The following is a 24,183-nucleotide window of genomic DNA, read 5'->3' as shown; positions in this document are numbered from 1 at the left end:
CGTGAATCAGTGCAGCCAAAGACGCATCGCCAGCGCGCCGAGCCAGCAGGCCCAACCCAGCCACTGGCTGTAGCGCCAGATCGCCTGCCAGCGGTTGATCGCCACATCGCCAAGCGCCGGCAGCGCCGGCGAGCGCAGTACCTGCTGCATGCTGGCCCAGGTACGAAAGCCCGAGAGGCGGCCGCCGGCGGCATCGGTGATGACCTGCCAATGCTGCGGGTAACGCTGGCGCAGGAGCGCGGCGACGCGAAACGGGGCCACGTACGACAGCACGAACAGGCCGACGCCGCAGGCCAGCAGGCCAAGATAGAGGATGATCATGGCGGGCTGCTGTGGCGGCTGGTGTTGTTGCTGCTGGCCCAGGGCAGGGGCAGTGCGGTACGCAAGGTGTTCAACACGCCATCGCCCTTCGCGGCCTTCTTGCACACCGCATTGTCGAGCGCCTTCTCGTAGGTCTTGTTCATCAGGCCGACCCACAAGGTGCCATCCGGGCCGTGCGGGATGCTGAAGCTGCCGGTGGAGTTCATCTGCAGCGAGGCGGCGGTCGAGGTCGAGATCGAGGCGGGCGACTGCTCCCAGTAGGTCTTGCCGGATTGCTGCTCGGCCGAGCTGTAGACCAGCAGGTAGCGCGCCTTCGCGTTGTCGATCTTCAGGCTGCCGAACGCGCCGGTGGTTTCGTCGCTCCAGCCCATGTGCTCGCACAGGCCGATGTCTTCCGAACGCAGTGGCTGGAACGCTTCGTCCAGCAGCACCGCGGTGGGCGCGAACAGGTAGCTGGCGTGCAGCCAGCGGCCGTTCAACTCAGACTTCAGCGCGACCTGGTAGGGCAGCTTCACGCCGATCGGCAGCCGGAAGGCGAGAAAGTAGCTCTGCGTGCCGTTGAGGTTGGCGACCATGCTGCCGCTGCCCAGCACGAATTTCTGCGGTTCCCACGGCAGCGTGCTGCGGTAGGAGAAATCGGCGAAGCTGCTGCAGCAGGGGCTGGCCTGCATCAGCTGCGCCTGCGCCAGCTTCAGCGCGTCGCCGGTGTTCTCCGACGGCGGGCGCAGGTTGGGCGGCAGCAGGGACTTGGCCGTGTGGCAGCCGCCCAGCAGGACGCTGAAAAACAGTGTGGCGATGAGGGCGGGGAGTCGAAGCTGCATGGCGACGGGTTTGCTCAGAATTCCGCCGTGCCGGCGGCGCGGGGGTAGGGGATGGCATCGCGGATGTTGGACAGGCCGCAGATGTAGACCAGCAGGCGCTCGAAGCCGAGGCCGAAGCCGGCATGCGGTACCGTGCCATAACGGCGCAGGTCGCGATACCAGCCGTAGCTGGCCGGGTCGAGGCCGAACTGCACCATGCGCCGATCGAGGTAGTCGAGTCGTTCCTCGCGCTGGCTGCCGCCGATGATCTCGCCGATGCCCGGCGCCAGCACGTCCATCGCCGCCACGGTTTTCTCGTCATCGTTCAGGCGCATGTAAAAAGCCTTGATCGCCTCGGGGTAGTTCATTACGACCACGGGGCGGCCGATATGTTTCTCGGCCAGGTAGCGCTCGTGTTCGGTCTGCAGGTCGATGCCCCAGGCGACCGGGTATTCGAATTTCTCGCCGGACTTCTTCAGGATCTCGATCGCGTCGGTGTAGTCGATGCGCTCGAAGGGCTTGGCGATGAACGCCTCCATCCGGCTGATCGCGTCCGGTTGCACGCGTTCGGCGAAGAACGCCATGTCGTCGGCGCGTTCGTCCAGCACGGCCTTGAAGATCGCCTTGAGGAAGGCCTCGGCGCAGTCCGCGTCGGCGGTGAGGTCGGCGAACGCGATCTCCGGCTCGACCATCCAGAATTCGGCCAGGTGGCGGGCGGTATTGGAGTTTTCGGCGCGGAAGGTGGGGCCGAAGGTGTAGACCTTGCTCATGGCCAGGCAGTACGCCTCGACGTTGAGCTGGCCGGACACGGTGAGGAAGGCCTCGCGGCCGAAGAAATCCTTGCGGAAGTCGATCTTGCCCTCGGGCGTGCGCGGCAGGTTGGCCAGGTCCAGGGTGGACAGCCGGAACATGTCGCCGGCGCCCTCGGCGTCGGAGGTGGTGATGATCGGCGTGTTGATCCAGAAAAAGCCCTGCTCGGTGAGATGGCGGTGGATCGCCGTCATCATCGTGTGGCGCACCCGTGTCACCGCGCCGAACAGGTTGGTGCGCGGGCGCAGGTGGGCGACCTCGCGCAGGAACTCCATCGAGTGTTGCTTGGGCTGGATCGGGTAGGTTTCCGGATCGTCGACCAGGCCGGTGACGACCACCTCGTCCGCCTGCAGTTCGAAGCTCTGGCCCTTGCCCTGGGACGGCACCAGGGTGCCGCTGACGATCACGCCGGCGCCGGCGGTGAGGTGTTTCACCTCGCTCTCGTAGTTGCCCAGGGTGGCCGGCACCACGGCCTGGATCGGATCGAAGCAGGAGCCGTCGGTGACGTTGACGAAGGACAGGCCGGCCTTGGAATCGCGGCGCGTGCGCACCCAGCCACGTACCGTCACCGTGCTGCCGGCGTCGAGCTTGCCGGAAAGAGCCTGCTTCACACTGACCACGGCCATCGGTTGAAACTCCTGCTGCCACGCCGCATCTGGACGTGTAATGGATGAGTGTTCCCTGCGCGCCAGCGCATGGGAGCAAACCGTCATGATAATGTAGCTGCCGCCCGTGCTGCGACTTTCCGGGTCAACTCCGAGGTTCGATCTGCCGTCATGAGCATCACCATCACTTCCGCCGCCAACGAGCGCATGCGCCACTTCCTGGCGGCCACCCCGGCCGCTGCCGGCGTGCGTTTCGGCGTCAAGCGCACCGGCTGCTCCGGCTTCGCCTATGTGGTGGACCTGGCCGAGTCGATGGACGAGGGGGATCGGGTGGTCGAGGTGGACGGCCTGCCGCTGATCGTCGACGACAAGAGTCTGGCGCTGGTCGATGGCACCGTGATCGACTTCCAGCGGCAGGGCCTGAATGCCAGCTTCGTGTTCCACAATCCGAACGCCACCGGCGCCTGCGGCTGTGGCGAGAGCTTCACGGTCAGCTGAGCCATGCCAGCAGGGGCTGCGTCTGACTGGCCGGTTCCCGCTCTGCACCCGGCGCCAGCCCTGTTTCATCAATAACTTGCGCCAGCCTCCGCAGGCACCGTACAATTCCGCTTCTGTCCGCATCCCAACAGGTGCCGGCAGGACACTTGCCTCACCGCAACGGCGGGAGGCTGCGAGGCCGCAAGGCCGCATCCACAAGGAGTCAACCCACAATGACCCTGCGTCATTACGAAGTTGTGTTCATGGTCCATCCGGATCAGAGCGAGCAGGTCCCCGCGATGCTCGAGCGCTACAAGGCGCTGATCGAGACCGACGGCGGCAAGATCCACCGTCTGGAAGACTGGGGCCGTCGTCAGCTGGCCTATCCGATCGTGAACCTGGCCAAGGCACATTACGTGCTGCTCAACATCGAAGTCAGCCAGAACGCGCTGAACGAGCTGGAGTCGGGTTTCCGCTTCAACGACGCCGTGCTGCGCCATCTGGTGGTCCGTCGTGACGAGGCCGACATCGAGCCGTCCTTCATCCTGAAGTCGAAGGAAAAGGATGACGCCAAGTCCACCCGTCGTCGCGACGACGAGGGTGATGGCGAAGGCCGCGGCGGTCGTGACGACCGCGACAACGATCGCGACAGCGACGACTGATCAGGAGCACAGCCATGTCCAAGTTTTTCCGCCGCCGCAAGTTCTGCCGCTTCACTGCCGAAGACGTGAAGGAGATCGACTACAAGGATCTCAACACCCTGCGTCAGTACGTCACCGAGAACGGCAAGATCGTGCCGAGCCGCATCACCGGCACCAAGGCGCGCTACCAGCGCCAGCTGGCCACCGCGATCAAGCGCGCCCGCTTCCTGTCGCTGCTGCCGTACACCGACAACCACGACGTCTAAGACACGTCAGGGGCGGGGAGCAGGAAACGGGGAACGTTGGTATCGCGCCAGCCTTTCCGTTTCCCGATCCCCGATCCCGGCTCTTCGGACACCCGTCCTCTGGCTGCGCCGGGCCACACCGGCGCTAACGAAAAGAGAAGCATCATGGAACTCATTCTTCTGCAGAAAGTCCGCAACCTCGGCACGCTCGGTGACAAGGTCACCGTGAAGCCGGGCTACGGTCGCAACTTCCTCCTGCCGCAGGGCAAGGCCGTTCGCGTCAACGCCGCCAACCTGGCTGCGTTCGAACAGCGTCGCGCCGAATACGAAGCCAAGGCCAACACCGCCCTGGCCGAGGCCGAGGCACGCAAGGCCAAGCTGGCCGACGCGTCGGTGACGATCACCGCGCACGCCAGTGCCGAAGGCAAGCTGTTCGGTTCGGTCGGCCCGCGTGACATCGCCGAGGCCCTAACCACCGCGGGTCACGAAGTTCACAAGAACGAAGTGATCCTGGGCGAAGGTCCGCTGCGCAACACCGGCGAATTCGACGTCGTGATCAGCCTGCATGCCGACGTCCAGACCACCGCCAAGGTGATCGTGGTCGGCGACAAGTAAGTTCCGGGTCATCGGAAAGCAGCCGGGCGCCGCGAGGCGCCCGTTTGTTTTTGAGGGGCAGGGAGCCGGGAGTGGGGAATGGCGGTAGCCAGGCCGCCGTGGCTTCTTGCCCTTTCCGAATCCCCATCCCCGCGCTCAAGCCTTATCCCCATCCATCCCCAGCTTATCCACAGACTTGTTGTCTCGACGGGCGAGACGCCGCCGCGCATGATGGTGTCGGTGTGAGCAGCCACGAAGCGTCGGTGCATTGCATGCCGCCCGTGGGGCAATTCTCCTGAGGTCAGTCCATGTCTTTCGTGCCCGAACGCAAACCTTCCTCTCCGGCCATCGAGGCGTTGCGGGTGCCGCCGCATTCCATCGATGCCGAGCAGGCGGTGCTGGGTGGCCTGATGCTGGCGCCGGACGCGCTGGACAAGGTGGCCGACCGGCTGGCCGAGGATGATTTCTATCGCAAGGATCACCGGCTGATCTGGCGTGCGATCAACGAGCTGGCCAACAAGGGCATGCCGTGCGACGCGGTGACCCTGGGGGACTGGTTCGAGAGCAACGGCCTGGCCGAGATGGTCGGCGGCGCGGGCTACCTGATCGAGCTGGCCAACAGTACGCCGAGCGCGGCCAACATCGCCGCCTACGCCGAGATCGTGCGCGAGAAGTCGGTGATGCGCCAGCTGATCGACGCCGGCACCTCGATCACCGAGGACGGCTACCGGCCCGAGGGCAAGAGCGTGCAGGAGGTGCTGGAAAGCGCCGAGCAGCGCGTGTTCCACATCGCCGAATCCGGCGCACGGGGCAAGAAGGATTCCGTCTCGATGCGCGAGGCGGTGAAGGACGCCTTCCGCCTGCTCACCGAGCGCTACGAGAACCGCGGCCAGCTCACCGGCGTCAGCACCGGCTTCACCGACCTGGATGCGCTTACCTCGGGCCTGCAGCCGTCGGACCTGATCATCGTGGCGGCGCGTCCGTCGATGGGCAAGACCGCATTCGCATTGAACATCGCCGAAGCCGCCGCGCTGGGCGGCAAGAAGGCGGTGGTGGTGTTCTCGATGGAAATGTCCTCCTCGCAGCTAGCGTTCCGCCTGATTTCGTCGGTGGGCCGCATCCACCAGCAGCACCTGCGCAACGGCACCCTGGAAGAAGAGGACTGGCCGCGCGTCTCCAACGCCATCGCACTGCTGTCCGAGGCCAAGATCTTCATCGACGACACGCCCAGCCTGTCGCCGGTGGAAATGCGTTCGCGCGCGCGCCGGCTGCATCGCGAGCATGGCGGCCTAGGCCTGATCGTGATCGATTACCTGCAGCTGATGCAGGTGCCCGGCAACAAGGAGAATCGCGCCACCGAAATTTCAGAAATTTCGCGTTCACTGAAGGGGCTTGCCAAGGAGTTGAACGTGCCGGTGATCGCCCTGTCGCAGTTGAACCGCTCGCTGGAACAGCGCGCGGACAAGCGTCCGATGATGTCCGACCTGCGCGAATCGGGCGCGATCGAACAGGACGCCGACGTGATCATGTTCATTTACCGTGACGAGTACTACAACAAGGAATCGCCGGACAAGGGCATCGCCGAGATCATCATCGGCAAGCAGCGCAACGGCCCCACTGATACCTGCAAGCTGACCTTCCTCGGCCACTACACCCAGTTCGTGAACTACGCGCCGGATTCGTTCGTCGGTTCATTCGATTGATGCTGCGCTCCCGTCCACGATGAGCCGCGCCACCGTCGCCACCATCCATCTCGGCGCCTTGCGCCACAACCTGGCGCGGCTGAAGGCGTTGGCGGCGCCGGCGCAGGTGATGGCCGTGGTCAAGGCCGATGCTTACGGGCATGGACTGGAACGAGTCGCACGTGCGCTGGACAGCGAGGCCGATGCCTTCGCCGTGGCGGCGCTCGGTGATGGCCTGCGCCTGCGCGCTGCCGGGCACCGCCAGCGCATCGTGGTGTTGTCCGGTCCGGACAGCGCCAGTGACATCGCCGAGATGCAGCGGCTTCAGCTGGATGCCGCGATCCATCATGACGCCCAGTTGCAGTGGCTGGCCGGGGCCGACGCCGCGCGCGGACGCCTGCGCGTCTGGTTGAAGGTCGACAGTGGCATGCACCGGCTCGGCTTCGCGCCCGCACGGGTGGCTGAGGTGCATGCGCAACTGGCCTCGATGACGGGTGTCGATCCGGAAATCGGCCTGCTGACCCACTTCTCCGACTCCGAAGTGTTCGGCGGCGGGCAGACAGCAGCACAAGTCGCCTGTTTCAACCAGGCCACGCAGATGTTCGGCGGCCCACGCTCGCTGTCCAATTCCGCCGCCGTGCTCGGCTGGCCCGAGGCGCGGGGTGACTGGGTGCGCACGGGCGGCCTGCTTTATGGCTTGTCCGTCGTGGAAGGCAGCAGCGGCGAAGACTTCGGCTTCCGTCCCGCGATGACGCTGTCGACGCGATTGATCGCGATCAACGCGGTCGGCAAGGGCGAGTGCATCGGCTACAACGGCACCTGGACCTGTCCCGAAGACATGCCGATCGGCGTCGCCGCCGTCGGCTACGGCGATGGCTACCCGCGCAGTGCCGCCGCGGGCACGCCGGTCCTGGTCGGTGATCGACGGGTGCCGCTGATCGGCCGCGTCTCGATGGACCTGATCACCCTGGACCTGCGCACCGCGCCGGAGGCGAAGATCGGTGATCGCGTGGTGCTGTGGGGGCCGGAGCTGCCGGTGGAAATCATCGCCGCGCAATCGGCCACGATTTCCTATGACCTCACCTGTGGCATGACGCGCCGGGTGCTGTTCGTCGAAGACGAGCATTGATCGATCGGTCCGCATTCGAAGACGAAAACTGACGGCGTCGTGCGCTTTGACGTCTCGCGGTTTGCGATGGTCGCAGGCTAAGCTTCCCGCATCGTATCCCGCTGGAAAACTTTCATGGCCAAGGCCAAGACCGCCTACGTCTGCACCGAATGCGGCGCCGAGCACAGCAAGTGGCAGGGCCAATGCATCGAATGCGGGGTGTGGAACACGCTCAGTGCGATCGTGCTGGAGCCGGCCACGGCGGGCAAGTCGTCGGTGGGCGCGCAGCGTTCCAGCTATGCCGGCGCCGCAGCGGGCTCGCCCAAGATCACGCCACTGACTGAGGTGATGTCGACCACCGAGGCGCGCACGCTGACCGGCATCGGCGAACTCGACCGCGTATTGGGCGGCGGACTGGTGCAGGGTTCGGTGGTGCTGATCGGCGGCGATCCCGGCATCGGCAAATCGACCCTGCTGCTGCAGGTGCTGGGCACCCTGGGCCTGCAATTGCCCAGCGTCTACGTCACCGGCGAAGAATCGCTGGCGCAGGTCGCCTCGCGGGCGCAACGCCTGGGCCTTTCGCTGGACCCCTTGCGGGCGCTGGCCGAGACCTGCATCGAACGCATCCTCGAGCAGGCGATGGCGACCCGGCCGAAGGTGCTGGTGATCGATTCGATCCAGACCATCTGGACCGAACTGCTCACCGCGGCGCCCGGCTCGGTGTCGCAGGTGCGCGAGTCCGCGGCCAAGCTCACGCGCTTCGCCAAGGAGACCGGTACCTCGGTGTTCCTGGTCGGTCACGTCACCAAGGAGGGCGGCATCGCCGGCCCTCGCGTGCTCGAGCACATGGTCGATGCGGTGCTGTACTTCGAGGGCGAATCGGGCAGCCGCTTCCGCGTGCTGCGCGCGTTCAAGAACCGCTTCGGTGCCGTCAACGAACTGGGCGTGTTCGCGATGTCGGACAAGGGCCTGCGCGAGGTGCCGAATCCGTCGGCGATCTTCCTGTCCTCGCATGCGGGACCGACCTCGGGCAGCGCGGTGATGGTCACTCGCGAAGGCACCCGGCCGCTGCTGGTCGAAGTGCAGGCGCTGGTCGACCAGTCCTCGCTGGGCAATCCGCGCCGGGTCACCCTGGGGCTGGAGCAGAACCGCCTGGCGATGCTGCTGGCGGTGCTGCATCGGCACGGCGGCGTGGCAGCGTACGACCAGGACGTGTTCGTCAACGTGGTAGGCGGCATCCGCGTGCAGGAAACCGCGGCCGATCTGCCGGTGCTGCTGGCGGTGCTGTCCAGCTTGCGCGACCGACCGTTGCCCGAGCACATGATCACCTTCGGCGAGGTGGGATTGTCTGGCGAGATCCGTCCGGTGCCGAACGGCGAGGAGCGCCTGAAGGAAGCGGCGCATCACGGCTTCAGGCGTGCCATCGTGCCGAAGGCCAACACACCGAAGAACGGCAGGGTCGGCGAAATGGAGGTGGTCGGCGTGGAGCGGCTGAGCGAGGCGATCGACGCCTGCCGGTGAGCGTGGCCTATACCGGGCGGTGCAGCACCAGCTCGAGCACCGCCTTGCTGCCGAAGAACGCCAATACCAGCACGGCCATGCCGATCAGGGTCAGGTTCACCGCGCGCGAGCCGCGCCAGCCATGCCGCCAGCGTCCGTAAAGCAACACGCCGAAGACCAGCCACGCGACGATGGACAGCACGGTCTTGTGTACCAGGTGCTGGCCGAAAAGGTTGTCGACGAACAGCACGCCGGTCAGCAGGGTCAGCGAAAGCAGCATGAAGCCGGCGCTGATCAGCCGGAACAGCAGGGTTTCGGTCAGCGTCAGCGGCGGCAATGCACGCAACCAGCGGCCGAACTGGCGATGCCGCAAGGCCCGTTCCTGGATGGCCAGCAGGATCGCCAGCACGGCGGCTATCGACAGCACGCCGAAAGCGACCAGCGCTACCGTGACATGTAGCTTGATCTGCCAGTCCATCGACTGCGGCAGGGTGGGCGGGGCCAGGAAGCTGTCCACCGCCACCAGCGCTGCGGTCAGCGGAAACACGATGACGCCCAGCGCGGCCACTGGGCGCGAGGCATTTACCAGCAAGGTCAGTGCCGACACGACGAAGGCGACCAGGGACAGTGCGGCGAAGAAATGCAGGTCCAGCGCGCCCCGGTGAATGCCGAGCAGGATGCTGGCATGCAGCAACACGGCCACCCCGGCCAGGCCAAGTGCCAACCGGTTCAGCGGCTGGCCGCTGCCCAGCAGCGGGCGGGCGAGCACCGCCGCCGCGGCGAGGTAGAGCACGATGGCGATCAGCGCAAGCAGGTGTGTGGTCATAGCCCGGCAGTGTCGCACAGCCCCTTGCCGGCTTGCATGCCAAGGCGGTCGCCGCGTCCGTTATAATCGCCCCTTTCCCGTTTGCCGGTTCCGCCATGTTCGAGTCGCTCAGCCAACGCCTTTCCACCACCGTCAACCGCCTGCGTGGTCGCGGCCGGCTGACCGAGGAAAACATCCGTGAGGCGCTGCGCGAGGTGCGCATCGCGCTGCTCGAGGCGGATGTGGCACTGCCGGTGGTGCAGGCGCTGATCCAGCGGATCAAGGTGCGCGCGGTCGGCCAGGACGTGGTCAAGAGCCTGTCGCCGGGCCAGGCACTGATCAAGGTGGTCAGCGACGAGCTGACCGTGGTGATGGGTGCGGCCAACAGTGAGCTGAACCTGGCCCAGCAGCCCCCGGCGGTGGTCTTGATGGCCGGCCTGCAGGGTGCGGGCAAGACCACCACGGTGGCGAAGCTGGCGCGGCTGCTGACCGAGCGCAAGAAGAAAAAGGTGATGGTGGTCAGCTGCGACGTCTACCGTCCGGCCGCGATCGAGCAGTTGCGCACGCTGGCCGAGCAGGTCGGGGTGAAGTTCTTTCCGTCCGAGGCGGGCCAGGACCCGGTGGCCATCGCCAGGGCTGCGGTTGCCGCGGCGCGCCGCGAAGTGGTCGACGTGCTGATCGTCGATACCGCCGGTCGCCTGCACGTGGACGAGGCGATGATGGCCGAGATCAAGGCGCTGCACGCCGCGATCACGCCGATCGAAACCCTGTTCGTGGTCGACTCGATGACCGGCCAGGATGCCGCCAACACGGCCAAGGCGTTCAACGAGGCGCTGCCGCTGACCGGCGTGGTGCTGACCAAGACCGATGGTGATGCCCGCGGTGGCGCGGCGCTGTCGGTGCGCTATGTCACCGGCAAGCCGATCAAGTTCCTGGGTGCGGGCGAAAAGAGCGACGCGCTGGAGCCGTTCCATCCCGATCGCCTGGCTCAGCGCATCCTCGGCATGGGCGACGTGCTGTCGCTGGTCGAGGAGGTCGAGCGCAAGGTCGACCAGGACAAGGCACAGAAGCTCGCCCAGAAGGTGATGAAGGGCAAGCGCTTCGACCTGAACGACATGAAGGACCAGCTGGAGCAGATGGGCAACATGGGCGGACTGGCTGGCCTGATGGACAAGCTGCCCGGCGTGTCCGGCCTGCCGGACAGCGTCAAGTCCAAGGTCAACGACGGCGAGATGAACAAGATGATCGCGATCATCAATTCGATGACCAAGAAAGAACGCCGTCACCCCGATCTGCTGAACGGCTCGCGCCGCGCCCGCGTGGCGCGCGGCTCCGGCACCCAGCCGGCCGACGTCAACCGGGTGCTGAAGCAGTACATGCAGATGGAAAAAATGATGTCCAAGCTGTCCAAGGGCGGCACCAAGGGCCTGATGCGACAGATGCGTGGCGCCATGAAGGGCATGGGCGGCATGGGCGGGCTGCCCCCGATGCGCTGAGGGCGAGAAGTGAGTAGTGAAGAGGAGTAAGAAACGAGAGAAGTGCGCCGAAGCTGCTGCTTTCTCTCTCTCTTCTCACTCTTCTTCACTCACTCCTGCCCCATAAACCCTTCCCTTTTCCCGAAAAACCGCTAAAATGCCCCGTTTACCGCGCACGGCTATCGTGTGCCTGCCGCCGGTTCGGCAATTCTGGAGTTTTACCATGGTCAAGATTCGTCTTTCGCGCGGTGGCGCCAAGGGCCGTCCGTTCTACCACGTCGTCGTGACCGATCAGCGCAGCAAGCGCGACGGCCGCAACATCGAGAGCGTCGGTTATTACAACCCGGTTGCGTCGGGCAAGGACAAGCGCCTTGAGCTGAACGTCGAGCGCGTGAAGGAATGGGTTGGCAAGGGCGCCCAGCTGACCGACAAGGTCGCTGCCCTGGTCAAGGAAGCCGGCAAGCAGCAGGCTGCCTGAACGTGACGACGGCCGGTCGACGCGTCCTGATCGGGCGCATCGTCGGGCTGTATGGCGTGCAGGGCTGGCTCAAGATCGAATCCTGGGCCGAGCCGCGCATGCGGATCTTCGACTACCAGCCGTGGCTGCTCGGTGCAGCGCCCGGTGCGGAGCTGGAGATCACCGGAGCGAAGGGTCGCCTCCAGGGCAAGGGCATGGTTGCCCAGTTGCCCGGGATCGACGATCGGGAAAAGGCGGCGGCGTTGATCGGTACCGACATCCATGTCGCCCGTGAGCAGCTGCCTCCTCCGGCGAAAGACGAGTATTACTGGGTCGATCTCGAGGGACTCGAGGTCGTCACCACGCAGGATGTGCAGCTGGGGCGGGTCAGTCATCTGTTCGCCACGGGTGCCAATGATGTCGTGGTGGTCCGGGACGGTGCGCGCGAGCGCCTGATCCCCTTCATCCAGGGTTCGTATGTGCGTTCGGTGGACTTGTCCGCAGGGCGCATGGTGGTGGACTGGGATCCCGAATTCTGACGTCGCCGTTTTTTGCGGACTAAAGGGTCAAGGATCATGCGCATCGACGTCGTCAGCCTGTTTCCCGACTTCGTGCGCCAGTGTGCCGAGGTCGGTGTGGTGGGACGAGCGCAGCAGCGCAAGCTGCTTCAGGTGGAAACCTGGAACCCGCGCGACCATGCCACCGACAGGCATCGCAGCGTGGACAGCAGCTCGTATGGCGGCGGTCCGGGCATGGTGATGATGATCGAGCCCTTGCGCACGACCTTGAAGGCCATGCGCGAGGCGGCACCGGAGCCGGTGCATCTGGTTTATCTCAGTCCGCAGGGAGCGCGGCTGACGCAGGGCAGGGTGGAGGCGCTGGCGAAACTGCCGCGCATCGGCCTGCTCTGTGGGCGTTACGAAGGTGTGGACGAGCGTCTGCTGGCGCACGAGGTCGACGAGGAGCTCTCCATCGGCGATTATGTGCTGTCCGGCGGCGAGCTTGCCGCGGCGGTGATCATCGACGCGGTGGGGCGTTTGCAGGATGGCGCGTTGAATGACGCGGCATCGGCCGAGCAGGATTCATTCTCGAATGGATTGCTCGATTGCCCGCACTATGCAAAACCGGTGCAGGATGCACTGGGTTCGGTACCGGAGGTGTTGCTGTCCGGTGACCATGCGGCGATTGCCCGCTGGCGCCTCAAGCAATCGCTGGGACGGACTTGGTTGCGCCGCCCGGACTTGTTGTCACGGCATGGACTGGATGCAGCTTCCCGGGCCTTGCTGGATGAATTCCGTCGTGAACATCCCCTGCGGGGACAATCACGGCAAGACGATGCGGTCGAGTGACCGCAACATTGCTTTCGATTTAAGTGAACCGACAGGTGCGCCATGAACAAGATCATTGAACAGTTTGAGTCCGAGCAGATCACCCGCCAGCTGCCGGAATTCGGCCCCGGCGACACCGTTGTCGTGAACGTCAAGGTGAAGGAAGGCAATCGCGAGCGCGTGCAGGCTTTCGAAGGCATCGTCATCGCCCGCCGCAGCCGCGGCCTGCATTCGGCCTTCACCGTGCGCAAGATCTCGCACGGCACTGGTGTGGAGCGCGTGTTCCAGGCGCATAGCCCGGCCATCGACTCGGTGTCGGTCAAGCGCAAGGGCAAGGTCCGCGGCGCCAAGCTGTATTACCTGCGTGGTCTGGAAGGCAAGGCTGCGCGCATCAAGGAAGACGTGGCCGCCGCCGCTGCCGCCAAGGCGAGCGCCAAGGCTGCTGCCGCTGCTGCCGCTGCCGCCGAGTAATTCCGGCACTGCGCGGTTGCGCATGAAAAACCCGCGGATCGCTCCGCGGGTTTTTTGTTGCCTGCCGCCTGCCTAAGGCCCGCCGGGATGCCCCGGCGAGCGGCCGCTTCAGTCCAGCCGCTGCGGGATCTGCAGGAAGTTGCCCTGCACGAAGTCCACGCCACAGGCGAACAGCAGCGAGGTGCTGGTCGCGTCCTCGACCCATTCGGCGATCGTCTGGCGCTTCAGTTCGTGGGCCTGCTGGCAGATCTCGGTGATCTTCTTCTGGCTTTCCGGATGCTGCGGCAGGTCGGCCATGTAGCTGCGGTCGATCTTCAGATAGTCCGCATCGATGTGGTTGAGCAACTGGAACGAGTTGAGGCCTGAACCGAACTGCTCCAGTGCAAAGCGTCCGCCGATCTTCTTCCAGCCCTTGAGGAATTCCTGCGCCGGACGCAGCAGGGTCATGATCTTGCTTTCCGTCATCTCCAGCACCAGCTGGCCGCGCTTCAGCCCCGCCTGGCCCAGCCGCTGGCCCAGCCACGGCAGCAGGCTTTCATCCTGCAGCGCAGCCGCCGTGAGCTTGACGAAGAAGGTGGTCTGCTGGCCCTGCTTTTCGCGTTGCTGCAGGGCCGTGATGGCCTGGTCGAGTACCCAGCGGTCGATGGCCGCGGTGAGGTTGTGCTTTTCGGCGATCGGCATGAAGAAGCCCGGCAGCACCTCGCCCTGGGGGCCGTTCATGCGCAGCAGGATTTCCGAATACTCGCCCTCGACGTCCTGCAGGCTGATCGTCTGCTGGTGATACAGCACCAGCCCCTCTCCGGTCAGCGCCTTCTGCAGCAGTTCCAGCCAGTGACGGTCCTTTTCCGCATCCGCCTTTTCGCGCGCCGCCGGGTCGTGCAGTTCCACCTGGCTGCCGCCCAGGCTCTGTGCCGTGCGCAACGCATGGCTGGCCTGGTTGAGCAGCGATTCGGCGTTGGCGTTCTTCTCGCCGAGCAGGCTGCCACCGACGCTGGCGGTGACCGTGATCGAACGGCTGCCGGCGTCGAAGATCTCGCTGCTGATGCTGTGTTGCAGCTTGGCGATCCATTCGCGGACGTCTTCGTCGGTGCGTGAATCGAGCAGCACACCCAGGGTGTGCTCGGCCAGCATGCCGGCCACGTCGTCCGCTCCCAGCAGCATGCGGATGCGGTCGGCGAAGCCGGACAGCAGCTCGTCGGCCTTGCCCAGGCCGATGCCGCTGACCAGCGAGGCCCAGTTGTCCGGCTCGATCAGCAGCAGCGACTGCCCCTTCTTGCCCTTGGCCGCGGCGGTGACCGCATCGTCCACCTGCGCCAGCATGTGCGAGCGGTTGTACAGCCCGGTGACCGGGTCGCGCTGGAGCTGCTCCATCACGGCGGGGTCGACCATCTGGCGGCGGAACACGATCTGCAGGCAGCGCTCGCCCTCGAACGTGGCCGGGGTGAATTCGACCGTGGCGTCGAAGCGGGTCTCGTCGGCGCGACGCGCGCGCAAGGTGAGCTGCGCGGGGAACTTGCCCTGGTGCGCCTGCCCCTTGAGCAAGGCCTTCATCTCGTCGGCGTTCGCCGCGTCGACCATGTCCAGCAGCGGCAAACCGAGCAGGTCGTCGAAGCTGTCGTAGCCGAAGGTGTCCAGATAGGACTGGTTGGCACGCACGTGCATGCCTTCGTGGACGTAGGCGATTGCATCGGTAGAGGAGTCGAGCAGGGCGTCGCAGCGGCGCTCGGTCTCGCGCAGCGCGGTGTGCAGCCAGCGCACCTGGCGGCGCGTCTGCAGCGCGTCGAACTCGCGCTTGAGCACGGCGATCAGCTGCTTCGGATGGTTCCGCGAGGCGACGCCGCGGGCGCCATGCACGAACAGGTTGGCGACCAGTTCGCTTTCCATCTCGTTGACCAGGGCCAGCAGCGCAAAGTCACGCCCGTAAGCGTCCAGCACCTTCATCGCCTCGTCCAGGCTGATCGTGGTGACGGCCGGGTCGAACATCACCAGGTCCGGCTCCAGCTCGCTCACCGCCGCCTGCATCTGCTCGACATTGGTGGCGCGTGCGGGCCGCACGGCGATGCCGCTGTTACGCAACAGGCTGATGATCTGTTCGGCCTCTTCGAGCGAGCTTTCGACGAAGAGGATCTTGATGACATATTCTTTTTTCATGGGGCGTGCTGCAGTCCGGTGATCATCGCGGGCGGTTCGGGGTTCGGACATGGCCTTCGGCCATTCGTGTTTGTAACGGATTCCGCCAGCAGCCGCCAGCAGCAAGCCGCCTAAAGGTGACGGCGGGAGGTCTCACAGGGGGCGTTTGGACGTATCGCCGCCCACTTCGCGGACCAGCCGCGGCACCAGGTAGCCGGGAAGCCTGGCGCGCAGGGCGTCCATCAACGCGAGGGCGCGGGCGTCGTTGACCTCGAAATGGGCGGCCCCCTGCACGCGGTCGAGCTGGTGCAGGTAGTAGGGCAGCACGCCGGCGGCAAACATCCGCTCGGACAGGGCGGCCAGCGCGTCCACGTCGTCGTTGACCCCGCGCAGCAACACCGACTGGTTGAGCAGCGTGGCGCCGGCCGCCTTCAGCCGGTCACAGGCCGCATCGACGCCGGCATCGAATTCGTTGGCGTGGTTGGCATGCAGCACCACCACCTTCTGCAGCGGCAGGGCGCCGAGCCAGCTCACGAATTCCTCGTCGATCCGCTCGGGCAGCACCACCGGCAAGCGGGTATGGATGCGCAGGCGAATCACCTGGGGCAAGGCAGCCAGGCCGCGGCCCAGCTCGTCCAGCTTGTGGGTGGCCAGCGCCAGCGGGTCCCCGCCGGACAGGATCAGTTCGCGAATCGACGGGTCGGCCCGGAGCCGGGCCAGCGCGTCGCGCCACTGCGAGGCGGCGGCGATCTCCTCGCCATAGGGAAAGTGACGGCGGAAGCAGTAACGACAATTCACCGCACAGCTGCCGCTGGCGATCAGCAGGGCGCGGCCGTCGTACTTGTGCAGGAAACCCTGTCCGGCCCTGGACGCCATGTCGCCCACCGCATCGGCCGTGAAACCCTCGACCTGGTCGTGTTCGGCCCGTTGCGGCAGCACCTGCAGCAGCAGGGGGTCGGTCGGGTCGTTGCGGCGCATCCGCGCCACGAAACCATGCGGAACCCGCAGGGCGAAACCGGCGTCATCCGGCGGCAGCAGATCGGTGCGGTGACCCAGGCCAACCGCCTGCAACAGCTCGCCGGGGTCGGTGATGGCGTCCCGCCACAGTTCGCGCCAGCCGGTTGCGGCGGGCGATAGGCGGGAATGGGGGCTTGCGGTTATCATGTCGGGCCTTGGATCGGGCGGTGACGCCCGTGACAGACACCCATTTTAGCCGCCCCTCGGGCGAATACGACTCCGGAGCAGATAGCGCATGGCGACCCTTGGCCTCAACGACGTCAAAACGGGCAAGAAGATCCTTCACAACGGCGATCCCTGGATCATCACCGAAGCGGACTTCATCAAGCCCGGCAAGGGTCAGGCGTTCACCCGCATCCGCATCCGCAACCTGAAGGACGGCCGCACCACCGAGCAGACGCTGAAGTCCAGCGATTCGTTCGAGGAAGCGGACGCCACCGACACCGACATGCAGCTGTCCTTCATCGACGGCATCGGCAAGGACAAGGTGTGGCACTTCATGAACATGGAGACCTTCGAGATGGTGCCGGCCTCGCTGGCTGCCATGGGCGATGCGTGGAAGTGGCTGAAGGGCGAGGAGGAGTGCGTGGTCACCCTGTTCAACGGCGGCATCGTCGCGGTGCAGGCGCCGAAGTTCGTCGAGCTGAAGATCGTCGAGACCGATCCGGGCGTGCGCGGCGACACCTCGGGCGGCGGCGGCAAGCCGGCCACGCTGGAGACGGGAGCCGTGGTGCGCGTGCCGCTGTTCGTCAACCAGGATGAAGTCATCAAGGTCGATACCCGCACCGGCGAATACGACAGCCGCGTCAAGTGAGTGATGGGAGCCTCGTGCTCCCGTCGCTGGTCAAGGCGGACATGCCCACCGGCATGACCGACAAAGCGAATGGGGCGGGCGCCGCAAGGTGTGCCGCCCCATGTCGTATTCAACAGCAGCCGCTGCATGGAGCAGAACTATGAGCCAGTCCCATCCGCAACCCGTCGACCTGATCATCGAGGCACGCTGGGTGGTGCCGGTCGAACCGCATGCGGTGGTGCTGGAGGATCATGCGGTGGCGGTCGACGGCGACCGCATCGTGGCCTTGCTGCCGATCGCCGACGCTCGCGCGGCCTATGCGCCGCGCGAGCGGGTCGAGTTGGGCGAGCACGCACTGATTCCCGGCCTGGTCAACAGCCACACGCACAATCCGATGACCCTGCTGCGTGGCCTGGCCGACGACCTGCCGCTGATGGTGTGGCTGCAGCAGCACATCTGGCCGGCCGAGGCCAAGGTGATCGGTCCGGAGTTCGTGCGTGACGGCGTCGAGCTGGCGGTGGCCGAGATGCTGCGCGGCGGCACCACCTGCGCCAACGAAAATTATTTCTTTCCCGACGTGATCGGCGCCACCTACCGCAACCTGGGTTTTCGCGCGGTGGTCGGCCTGCCGGTGATCGAGTTTCCCACCGCCTGGGCGAAAACCCAGGACGAGTACTTCGAGCGCGCCGGCGAAGTGCACGACAGCTTCCTCGGCGACAGCCTGTTGACCACCGCGTTCGTGCCGCATGCGCCTTACACGGTGTCGGACGAAAGCTTCGAGCGCATCCGCGTGCTGGCCGACCAGCTCGACATCCCGGTCCACCTGCACACCCACGAAACCGCGCAGGAAGTGGAGGACGAAAAGGCCAAGAGCGGACTGCGACCGTTCCAGCGCCTGCAGAAGCTGGGCCTGGTCAACGACCGGCTGGTCGCGGTGCACATGACCCAGCTGACCGAGGGCGAGATCGCCGCGTGTGCGGCCGCCGGCGTGTCGGTGGTGCACTGCCCGGAGTCGAACCTCAAGCTGGCGTCCGGCTTCTGCCCCGCCGAGAAGCTCCGCGCCGCCGGCGTCAACGTGGCGATCGGCACCGATGGCTGCGCTTCCAACAACGACCTGGACATGTTCGGCGAAATGCGTACCGCGGCCCTGCTGGCCAAGGCGGTCGCCGGCGATGCCGCCGCGTTCGATGCGGCCTTCGCGCTGCGCGCGGCCACGCTCAACGGCGCCAAGGCGATCGGACTCGAAGCGAAAATCGGCTCGATCGAAGTCGGCAAGCAGGCGGACTTCGCCGCCGTGCGGCTGAGTGACCTGGAGACCCAGCCGATGTTCCACGTGATATCGCAGCTGGTCTATGCGACGGGCCGGCACCAGGTCAGCGACGTGTGGATTGCCGGCGTGCGCAAGCTCGCGGCGCGCGAGCTGGTGGACATGGACACCGGCGCGATCCTGGCCCGCACGCGCGCCTGGCGCGAGCGCATTGCCTCGGCTTGAGGGAGACCTTCCATGAACCGCTACCTGATCCTGTTGATGCGCCGCCCCCATCTCGACCCTGCCGTGCTGCCGCTGCATCGGGCGTATCTGGAGGGCCTGCGCGAACAGGGGCAGGTCGAGCTTTACGGCGGCTTCGGCGACAAGTCCGGCGGCGCCTACGTGTTGCGTGCCAGCGACATGGCGCAGGCGACGGCCATCGCGCACAACGATCCGGCGCACATCAGCGGCGGGTGGGACATCACCGTGCATGAATGGCTGACCTGAATCCTTGCACTCGTCCGTGAGCACAGGAATCCGGGCCGGCCACGCCGGGCCACACTCTTCAACAAACTCATTGCCATCGTGGATTCGAACATGACCACCACCAACGTGAGCCCCGAGGAAATCGCCCGTTTCGACAGCCTGGCGGCGCGCTGGTGGGACCCTGACGGCGAGTCGCGTCCGCTGCATGACCTCAACCCGGTACGCGCGGCGTACATTGCCGCGCGCGCCGACCTGCGCGATGCGAAGGTGGCCGACGTCGGCTGCGGCGGCGGCCTGCTCAGCGAAGCGCTGGCGCGCGCTGGTGCCCGGGTCACCGGCATCGACCTGGGCAGCAAGGTCATCGACGTGGCGAGGTTGCACCTGTACGAATCGAAGCTGAGCGTGGATTACCGCGTGCAGTCCTCGGCCGAACTCGCGGCAGTCGAAGCAGGGAGTTTCGACGCGGTGTGCTGCATGGAGCTGATCGAGCATGTGCCGGACCCCGAAGCCCTGGTGAACGACCTCGCCGCGATGCTGAAACCGGGAGCGCGCCTGTTCATGTCCACCATCAACCGCACCCCGGCCGCGTTCGGCGCGGCCATCATCGGGGCGGAGTACGTGATGCGCATGCTGCCGCGGGGCACCCACCATTACGCTCAGTTCCTGAAGCCGTCCGAACTGGGCCGGCTGCTGCGTCATGCCGGGCTGGAGCTGGAGGATGTTTCCGGGCTGGGCTACAACCCGCTCACGCGCAAGGCGTGGCTGGGCAGGATCACCGCGGTCAACTACGTGCTGTGCGCACGCAAGCCGGCATGAGCCGCCCGCTCCCGGAAAACATTCAAGGTGTGCTGTTCGATCTGGACGGCACCCTGCTCGACAGTGCGCCGGAGCTGTACGCGACCCTGCTCGCCCAGTGTGCGGAGGAGGGCGCGGCCCCGCCGCCTTACGCACCGGTGCGCGAGGTGGTGTCGCGCGGCGCGCGCGCCGTGCTGCGCTGCGCGTTCGCCGAGCGCGGCGAGGACGGCGTGCTGGCCCTGGTGCCCCGTTACCTGGAGCTCTACCGGCAGGTCATGGCCCGGCAGACCCGCGCCTTCGAGGGCGTGGACGACTTGCTGGCGCGGATCGAGGCGCGAGGCTTGCGCTGGGGCATCGTCACCAACAAGGCGGCCTTCCTCACCGATGAACTGGTGCGACGCATCGGCTGGAGCGAGCGGGCCAGCGCCGTGGTTTCCGGCGATACCCTGCCGGTGAAGAAGCCGGATCCGGCGCCGGTGCTGCTGGCCTGCGAACGTGGGGGGCTGACGCCTGAGCGTTGCCTGTTCGTCGGCGACGATCGGCGCGACATCGAGGCCGGCGCCGCGGCCGGCCTGTACACGGTGGCGGTGAGCTGGGGATATCTCGATGGCGGCGACCCGCATGGCTGGGGCGCCGACGTGGTGCTGGACCATCCGGCCGAACTGGCAGCATTGCTGCAACTGGAATCGAGCGTCGCATGATCGAGCTGGTCGAACAGAGTGCGGTACTGCAGGGCTTCATCGACAAATGGCTGGCGGTGCAGCCGCAGCAGCGGATCGCCCTGGCGTTTGTCGACGGCCGCCGTTACCCGGGCCATGTCGCGCTGGCCGCGCTTGAACAGGAGCTGCTGGGCGCCGCCTACGGCATCCGCGAACCGCAGGTGGCCGCGGCCAAGCTCAACTGGTGGGCCGAGGAGCTGGCCGGTGCCGCGGCCAGCGGCGGCCGTCATCCGCTGAGCCAGGTGCTGTTCGACGACGAGCGGGCGCACGCCATCGCCAGCGAACTGTGGCTGGCGCCGGTCATTGCGGCCATGGCACAACTGGAGCAGGGCACGGCGGCGGATTTCACGGCGCAGATCGCCGCGGCGATGCCCCTGCATGGCGCGCTGGCTGCGTTGGAGACGGCCTGGTGGTATGGCGCGGCGGCGTCGGCCGAGCGGGCCGCGCAGGTCGCCGTGTTGAATCACCTGCTGTACGCGCTGCTGCGGCTGGATACCGATACCGAGCGCGACCGCCTGCCGCTGCCGATGGCGCGGCTGGCGCGACATGGCCTGGATCGCACCCAATTGCGCAGCGCCAGCGCGGCGCGGCAGCAGGCGATCCAGGCGCAACTGGAAGACCTGCTGGGCAGCTGGCGCGCGTCGACGGCCGTGAGTGGTCCGCTCAGCGTGTTTCGCTCACTGGAGTCCCGCCACGCCAGCAAGCTGGCACGGCGCGCCGCGCGTTCCGGCGATGCGCTGGCCACGCTGCAGACCGGTCAGCCGCGTACCGGACTGTCGACCACCTTGCAGGCGTGGCAGGCTGCACGCGCGTGGCAGCGTCAGCGGCCGTAATTCGTTCAAGACGCAGCGTTTCCCCCGCGCCACTATTGCGCCGTGGGCTGCGTGCCCCAAGATTGCTTGCTTCACCGGCGAGTTGCTTCGCCGAGATCAGGACCCGCCATGCCGAACCAGGAAAATACCGCCCGTCTGCTGCCCGACGTTGCCGTCCATGCGCAGCCCCATCTTGCCGGCGCGCTGGACTGGGTCGGCATGGCTGACATCCAGGTGCCGGTGCTGTTCGATGCCGGCGATGGCCAGCCGCAACGTGCCAGTGCGCGGGTGGGCGCCTTCGTCAACCTGAAGCGGCCCGACAAGCGGGGCATCCACATGTCGCGGCTGTACCTGCAGGTCGAGCAGGCGCTGAGCACGCAGACGCTGAGTGCCGACATGCTGCACGCGCTGCTGCGCGGCTTCCTCGATTCGCATGGCGACCTGTCCGACCGCGCCTGCCTCAGCATCCGTTTCGAACACCTGGTGCGCCGCCCAGCGCTGAAGAGCGCCAACAGCGGCTGGCGTGCCTATCCGGTCTGCATCGAAGCCAGCCTCACCGGCGACGAGTTCCTGCTCGAATTCGGCACCGAGGTGATCTACTCCTCGACCTGTCCGGCATCCGCCGCCTTGTCGCGCCAGTTGATCCAGGACCAGTTCGCCAGCGACTTCGGCGCGGATCAGCCGCTCGACCATGCCGCCGTGCTGGCCTGGCTGGGCAGCGAGAAGGGCATCGTGGCCACGCCACACGCCCAGCGCAGCGTGGCGCGTCTGCGCGTGCGTCCCGTGCCGGGTGCCGGCTTCCACCTGGTCGGCCTGATCGATGGCGTCGAGCACGCGCTGGGCACGCCGGTGCAGACGGCCGTGAAGCGCGAGGACGAGCAGGCTTTCGCGCTGGCCAACGGCGGCAACCTGATGTTTTGCGAAGACGCCGCCCGGCGCATCCAGAAGTCCCTCGATGCGGACGCCACCCTCAGCGACTTCCATATCCGCGTGGAGCACCAGGAAAGCCTGCACCCGCATGATGCGGTGGCCTATGCCAGCAAGGGCGTGGAAGGCGGCTACGGCTCCGCGCCGTAGCCAATGGCTGCGGCAGGCATCGCGCACCGTCGCCCGCTCACTGCGTGTCGATGGAATCCCCCTGATGCCGGCAGCGGGAGAAATGAAAGTGCTCGGGCACCGGATCATCGCCGCCGTCGCACAGCGGCTGGCAGCGCAGCAGCCGCCAGCCGGTCAGCAGGCTGCCGCGCCAGGGGCCGAAGCGCGTGACGGCAATCCGTGCATAATCGGAGCAGCTGGGGTGGAAACGGCAGCGCGGGCCGAGCAGGGGACTGAGCCAGCGCTTGTACAAATGCAGCAACCACAGTATGAATCGGGTCGGGATATTCACGGTGCCGGAACAGCCTGCATCGGGTAATGGTACAAGTATTCCAGAAGCAGGCTTGCTGGTGCAGGATACATGGGATATAACACCCGGCCGCCACGGCCACTAACGGTGAAGGGATATGGCGAAAACGACGCGTAGTTCGACCGCCGCCAAGGCGCAGAAAGCCAAGGCTTCGTCTGGAAGCAAGGCCGGCAAGTCGACAGTTGCAGGCAAGGGAGCGACCGTGAAGAACGCGAGCAGGACACCGGCCAAGGCGGCGTCGAAGGCCGTTGCCAAGACCAAGCCGAAGGCCGCAGCCAAACCCGCAAGCAAGCCGGCGGCAAAGAAAGTCGCGTCGAAAAAGGCGGTCGGCAAGCCCGTCGCCAAGTCACTGACCAGCAAGTCACCAGCGAAGAAATCACCGGCGAAGAAATCCGCCCCGGTCAAGGCTCCCGCGTCGAAGAAAGTCACCACGAAGGGCGCCGCGAAGAAGGCTGCCGTGAAGAAGGCGCCACCCGCCAAGGTCGTCGCGAAGAAACCTGTCGCCGGCAAGGCTGTCGCGAAGAGCGGCAAGCCTGCCGCGGGCAAGGCCCGCAGCACCGCCAAGCCAGCCAAGGTCGTCGCCAAGCCGGCCGTCGTGGCAAAGCCCGCGGCCAAGCCGGTGCCGAAGCCGGTGACCAAGCCGGCCCCGAAAGCGACCAAGCCCGCCGAAAAGACGGTAGCAAAGCCGGCACCGGTAGCTGCCGCAAAACACGTATCCCCGGCACCCGCCAGCACCCTGTTCAAGGGCAAGGTGGCGAGTGCAACCGCCATGGTGACACCGCGCGCAGAAACCGCCGCGCACCATGCCTCTTCCTCCAAGAAACAGAAAACGTCGTCTTCAATGAATAAACTTGCTGCAAAAAAACTCGATAACGGTATTACCCAGGAAGACGGGCGATACGCACTGTCCTCCACCACCAACATCAACTTGCCCAAGGGTTACCGCCCCTCGCCTAACGAGGAGTACATGACTCCGATGCATCTGGCGTATTTCCGCAACAAGCTGCGCGACTGGCGCGACCAGCTTGTCGAGGAGTCGCGTCAGACCATGGACAACCTGCGCGAGGAAGTTCGCGATGTGGGTGACGAGGCCGAGCGCGCCACCCGCGAAACCGAGAACTCGCTGGAACTGCGCACGCGCGATCGTTACCGCAAGCTGATCTCCAAGATCGACAAGGCGCTGCGCCGGATCGAGGAAGGCAGCTACGGTTTCTGCGAAGAGACCGACGAGGAGATCGGCGTCGATCGTCTCGATGCGCGACCGATCGCCACCTTGTCGCTGGATGCGCAGGAACGCCGCGAGCACCTGCAGAAGCAGATGGGCGACTGAGGGCTGTGCTTTTGCGCTCATCCACGAGCGCAAAGATCAAACCGGCATCCATGCCGGACTCTTCAAAAAAAGCCCCGCTTCGAGCGGGGCTTTTTGCGAGAAGTGAGTGGAGAGGAGTGAGAAGGCAA

The 24,183-nt window shown here is 66.0% G+C and carries 27 protein-coding genes; 20 read left to right on the top strand and 7 right to left on the bottom strand.

The window, feature by feature from the left end:
- Positions 1–6: 6 nt before the first annotated feature.
- The 3 genes from ASD82_RS07555 to asnS are packed head-to-tail and all read right to left on the bottom strand — an operon-like array spanning position 7 to position 2,557.
- Positions 7–321, bottom strand: a complete 315-nt coding sequence (locus ASD82_RS07555) for a hypothetical protein (RefSeq protein WP_056717224.1) — start codon at positions 319–321, stop codon at positions 7–9.
- Positions 318–1,142, bottom strand: a complete 825-nt coding sequence (locus ASD82_RS07550; protein WP_056717223.1) for a MalM family protein — start codon at positions 1,140–1,142, stop codon at positions 318–320. Before ASD82_RS07550 ends, ASD82_RS07555 begins: the two co-directional genes overlap by 4 nt.
- 14 nt (positions 1,143–1,156) lie before the next feature.
- Positions 1,157–2,557 (bottom strand): asparagine--tRNA ligase, encoded by a 1,401-nt coding sequence (asnS, locus tag ASD82_RS07545; RefSeq protein ID WP_056717222.1) that lies wholly within the window; start codon positions 2,555–2,557, stop codon positions 1,157–1,159.
- A gap of 150 nt (positions 2,558–2,707) precedes the next feature.
- Here asnS and ASD82_RS07540 point away from each other — a divergent pair, with 150 nt between their 5' ends.
- The 7 genes from ASD82_RS07540 (at position 2,708) to radA (ending at position 8,804) form a co-directional block, all read left to right on the top strand.
- On the top strand, positions 2,708–3,034 hold the full coding sequence (locus ASD82_RS07540; protein ID WP_056717221.1) for an iron-sulfur cluster assembly accessory protein: 327 nt from the start codon (positions 2,708–2,710) through the stop codon (positions 3,032–3,034).
- Between the two features lie 212 nt (positions 3,035–3,246).
- Entirely contained in the window at positions 3,247–3,675 is a 429-nt protein-coding gene (gene rpsF / locus ASD82_RS07535) for a 30S ribosomal protein S6 (protein WP_007804738.1), read from the top strand.
- Positions 3,676–3,689: 14 nt separating this feature from the next.
- Positions 3,690–3,920, top strand: a complete 231-nt coding sequence (gene rpsR, locus ASD82_RS07530; RefSeq protein ID WP_007081973.1) for a 30S ribosomal protein S18 — start codon at positions 3,690–3,692, stop codon at positions 3,918–3,920.
- A gap of 144 nt (positions 3,921–4,064) precedes the next feature.
- Positions 4,065–4,514 carry a 50S ribosomal protein L9 gene (gene rplI / locus ASD82_RS07525; protein WP_056717220.1) on the top strand — a complete coding sequence of 150 codons (450 nt, stop codon included), beginning with the start codon at positions 4,065–4,067 and terminating at the stop codon, positions 4,512–4,514.
- 287 nt (positions 4,515–4,801) lie between these two features.
- Positions 4,802–6,196, top strand: coding sequence for a replicative DNA helicase (locus ASD82_RS07520; RefSeq protein WP_056717219.1), 1,395 nt, complete (start codon positions 4,802–4,804; stop codon positions 6,194–6,196).
- A 19-nt stretch (positions 6,197–6,215) separates the two neighbouring features.
- Positions 6,216–7,304, top strand: coding sequence for an alanine racemase (gene alr / locus ASD82_RS07515; RefSeq protein ID WP_056717218.1), 1,089 nt, complete (start codon positions 6,216–6,218; stop codon positions 7,302–7,304).
- A gap of 114 nt (positions 7,305–7,418) precedes the next feature.
- Positions 7,419–8,804: a DNA repair protein RadA gene (radA, locus tag ASD82_RS07510; protein WP_056717217.1), complete on the top strand. Its 1,386-nt coding sequence runs from the start codon at positions 7,419–7,421 to the stop codon at positions 8,802–8,804.
- A 7-nt stretch (positions 8,805–8,811) separates the two neighbouring features.
- On the opposite strand, the gene ccsA is transcribed toward radA, so the two are convergent.
- Complete coding sequence (gene ccsA / locus ASD82_RS07505; protein WP_056717216.1) at positions 8,812–9,609, bottom strand: cytochrome c biogenesis protein CcsA; 798 nt, start codon at positions 9,607–9,609, stop codon at positions 8,812–8,814.
- Between the two features lie 95 nt (positions 9,610–9,704).
- Here ccsA and ffh point away from each other — a divergent pair, with 95 nt between their 5' ends.
- From ffh to rplS, 5 genes are all read left to right on the top strand, one after another.
- A complete protein-coding gene (gene ffh / locus ASD82_RS07500) occupies positions 9,705–11,084 on the top strand; it encodes a signal recognition particle protein (RefSeq protein WP_056717215.1) in 1,380 nt (459 codons plus the stop codon).
- A gap of 202 nt (positions 11,085–11,286) precedes the next feature.
- Complete coding sequence (rpsP, locus tag ASD82_RS07495) at positions 11,287–11,541, top strand: 30S ribosomal protein S16 (protein ID WP_056717214.1); 255 nt, start codon at positions 11,287–11,289, stop codon at positions 11,539–11,541.
- A gap of 2 nt (positions 11,542–11,543) precedes the next feature.
- Positions 11,544–12,059 (top strand): ribosome maturation factor RimM, encoded by a 516-nt coding sequence (gene rimM, locus ASD82_RS07490; protein ID WP_007804751.1) that lies wholly within the window; start codon positions 11,544–11,546, stop codon positions 12,057–12,059.
- Between the two features lie 36 nt (positions 12,060–12,095).
- Positions 12,096–12,869, top strand: a complete 774-nt coding sequence (gene trmD, locus ASD82_RS07485) for a tRNA (guanosine(37)-N1)-methyltransferase TrmD (RefSeq protein WP_056717213.1) — start codon at positions 12,096–12,098, stop codon at positions 12,867–12,869.
- Positions 12,870–12,911: 42 nt separating this feature from the next.
- A complete protein-coding gene (gene rplS, locus ASD82_RS07480) occupies positions 12,912–13,319 on the top strand; it encodes a 50S ribosomal protein L19 (protein WP_056717212.1) in 408 nt (135 codons plus the stop codon).
- A gap of 108 nt (positions 13,320–13,427) precedes the next feature.
- Here the strand turns inward: rplS and ASD82_RS07475 are convergent, their stop codons facing one another.
- Together ASD82_RS07475 and epmB are read right to left on the bottom strand one after the other, a co-directional pair.
- The gene (locus ASD82_RS07475) at positions 13,428–15,470 is read right to left on the bottom strand and encodes a GGDEF and EAL domain-containing protein (RefSeq protein WP_056717211.1); all 2,043 of its coding nucleotides are present in this window, start codon (positions 15,468–15,470) and stop codon (positions 13,428–13,430) included.
- Between the two features lie 132 nt (positions 15,471–15,602).
- Positions 15,603–16,613 carry an EF-P beta-lysylation protein EpmB gene (gene epmB, locus ASD82_RS07470; protein ID WP_056717210.1) on the bottom strand — a complete coding sequence of 337 codons (1,011 nt, stop codon included), beginning with the start codon at positions 16,611–16,613 and terminating at the stop codon, positions 15,603–15,605.
- An 88-nt stretch (positions 16,614–16,701) separates the two neighbouring features.
- On the opposite strand from epmB, the gene efp reads away from it, so the two are divergent.
- The 7 genes from efp to folE2 all read left to right on the top strand — a co-directional run bounded on the left by efp (position 16,702) and on the right by folE2 (position 22,397).
- A complete protein-coding gene (gene efp, locus ASD82_RS07465) occupies positions 16,702–17,280 on the top strand; it encodes an elongation factor P (protein WP_007804756.1) in 579 nt (192 codons plus the stop codon).
- Between the two features lie 139 nt (positions 17,281–17,419).
- On the top strand, positions 17,420–18,751 hold the full coding sequence (locus tag ASD82_RS07460) for a TRZ/ATZ family hydrolase (protein ID WP_056717209.1): 1,332 nt from the start codon (positions 17,420–17,422) through the stop codon (positions 18,749–18,751).
- A gap of 12 nt (positions 18,752–18,763) precedes the next feature.
- Complete coding sequence (locus ASD82_RS07455; protein WP_056717208.1) at positions 18,764–19,015, top strand: YciI family protein; 252 nt, start codon at positions 18,764–18,766, stop codon at positions 19,013–19,015.
- A gap of 90 nt (positions 19,016–19,105) precedes the next feature.
- Complete coding sequence (ubiG, locus tag ASD82_RS07450) at positions 19,106–19,810, top strand: bifunctional 2-polyprenyl-6-hydroxyphenol methylase/3-demethylubiquinol 3-O-methyltransferase UbiG (RefSeq protein ID WP_056717207.1); 705 nt, start codon at positions 19,106–19,108, stop codon at positions 19,808–19,810.
- Positions 19,807–20,490 carry a phosphoglycolate phosphatase gene (gene gph, locus ASD82_RS07445; RefSeq protein ID WP_056717239.1) on the top strand — a complete coding sequence of 228 codons (684 nt, stop codon included), beginning with the start codon at positions 19,807–19,809 and terminating at the stop codon, positions 20,488–20,490. The genes ubiG and gph overlap by 4 nt, the downstream gene beginning before the upstream one ends.
- On the top strand, positions 20,487–21,341 hold the full coding sequence (locus ASD82_RS07440) for a hypothetical protein (RefSeq protein WP_056717206.1): 855 nt from the start codon (positions 20,487–20,489) through the stop codon (positions 21,339–21,341). Before gph ends, ASD82_RS07440 begins: the two co-directional genes overlap by 4 nt.
- 108 nt (positions 21,342–21,449) lie before the next feature.
- On the top strand, positions 21,450–22,397 hold the full coding sequence (gene folE2 / locus ASD82_RS07435; RefSeq protein WP_056717205.1) for a GTP cyclohydrolase FolE2: 948 nt from the start codon (positions 21,450–21,452) through the stop codon (positions 22,395–22,397).
- A gap of 37 nt (positions 22,398–22,434) precedes the next feature.
- Here folE2 and yidD read toward each other — a convergent pair whose 3' ends face one another.
- Positions 22,435–22,707: a membrane protein insertion efficiency factor YidD gene (yidD, locus tag ASD82_RS07430; protein WP_082585276.1), complete on the bottom strand. Its 273-nt coding sequence runs from the start codon at positions 22,705–22,707 to the stop codon at positions 22,435–22,437.
- Between the two features lie 115 nt (positions 22,708–22,822).
- Here yidD and dksA point away from each other — a divergent pair, with 115 nt between their 5' ends.
- On the top strand, positions 22,823–24,055 hold the full coding sequence (gene dksA, locus ASD82_RS18090) for an RNA polymerase-binding protein DksA (protein ID WP_235580661.1): 1,233 nt from the start codon (positions 22,823–22,825) through the stop codon (positions 24,053–24,055).
- Positions 24,056–24,183 lie beyond the last annotated feature (128 nt).

Source organism: Rhodanobacter sp. Root179 (assembly GCF_001428465.1).
Lineage (GTDB): Bacteria > Pseudomonadota > Gammaproteobacteria > Xanthomonadales > Rhodanobacteraceae > Rhodanobacter.
Note: the sequence above shows the minus strand (reverse complement) of the source record. Positions and strands in the feature narration are given on the sequence as shown.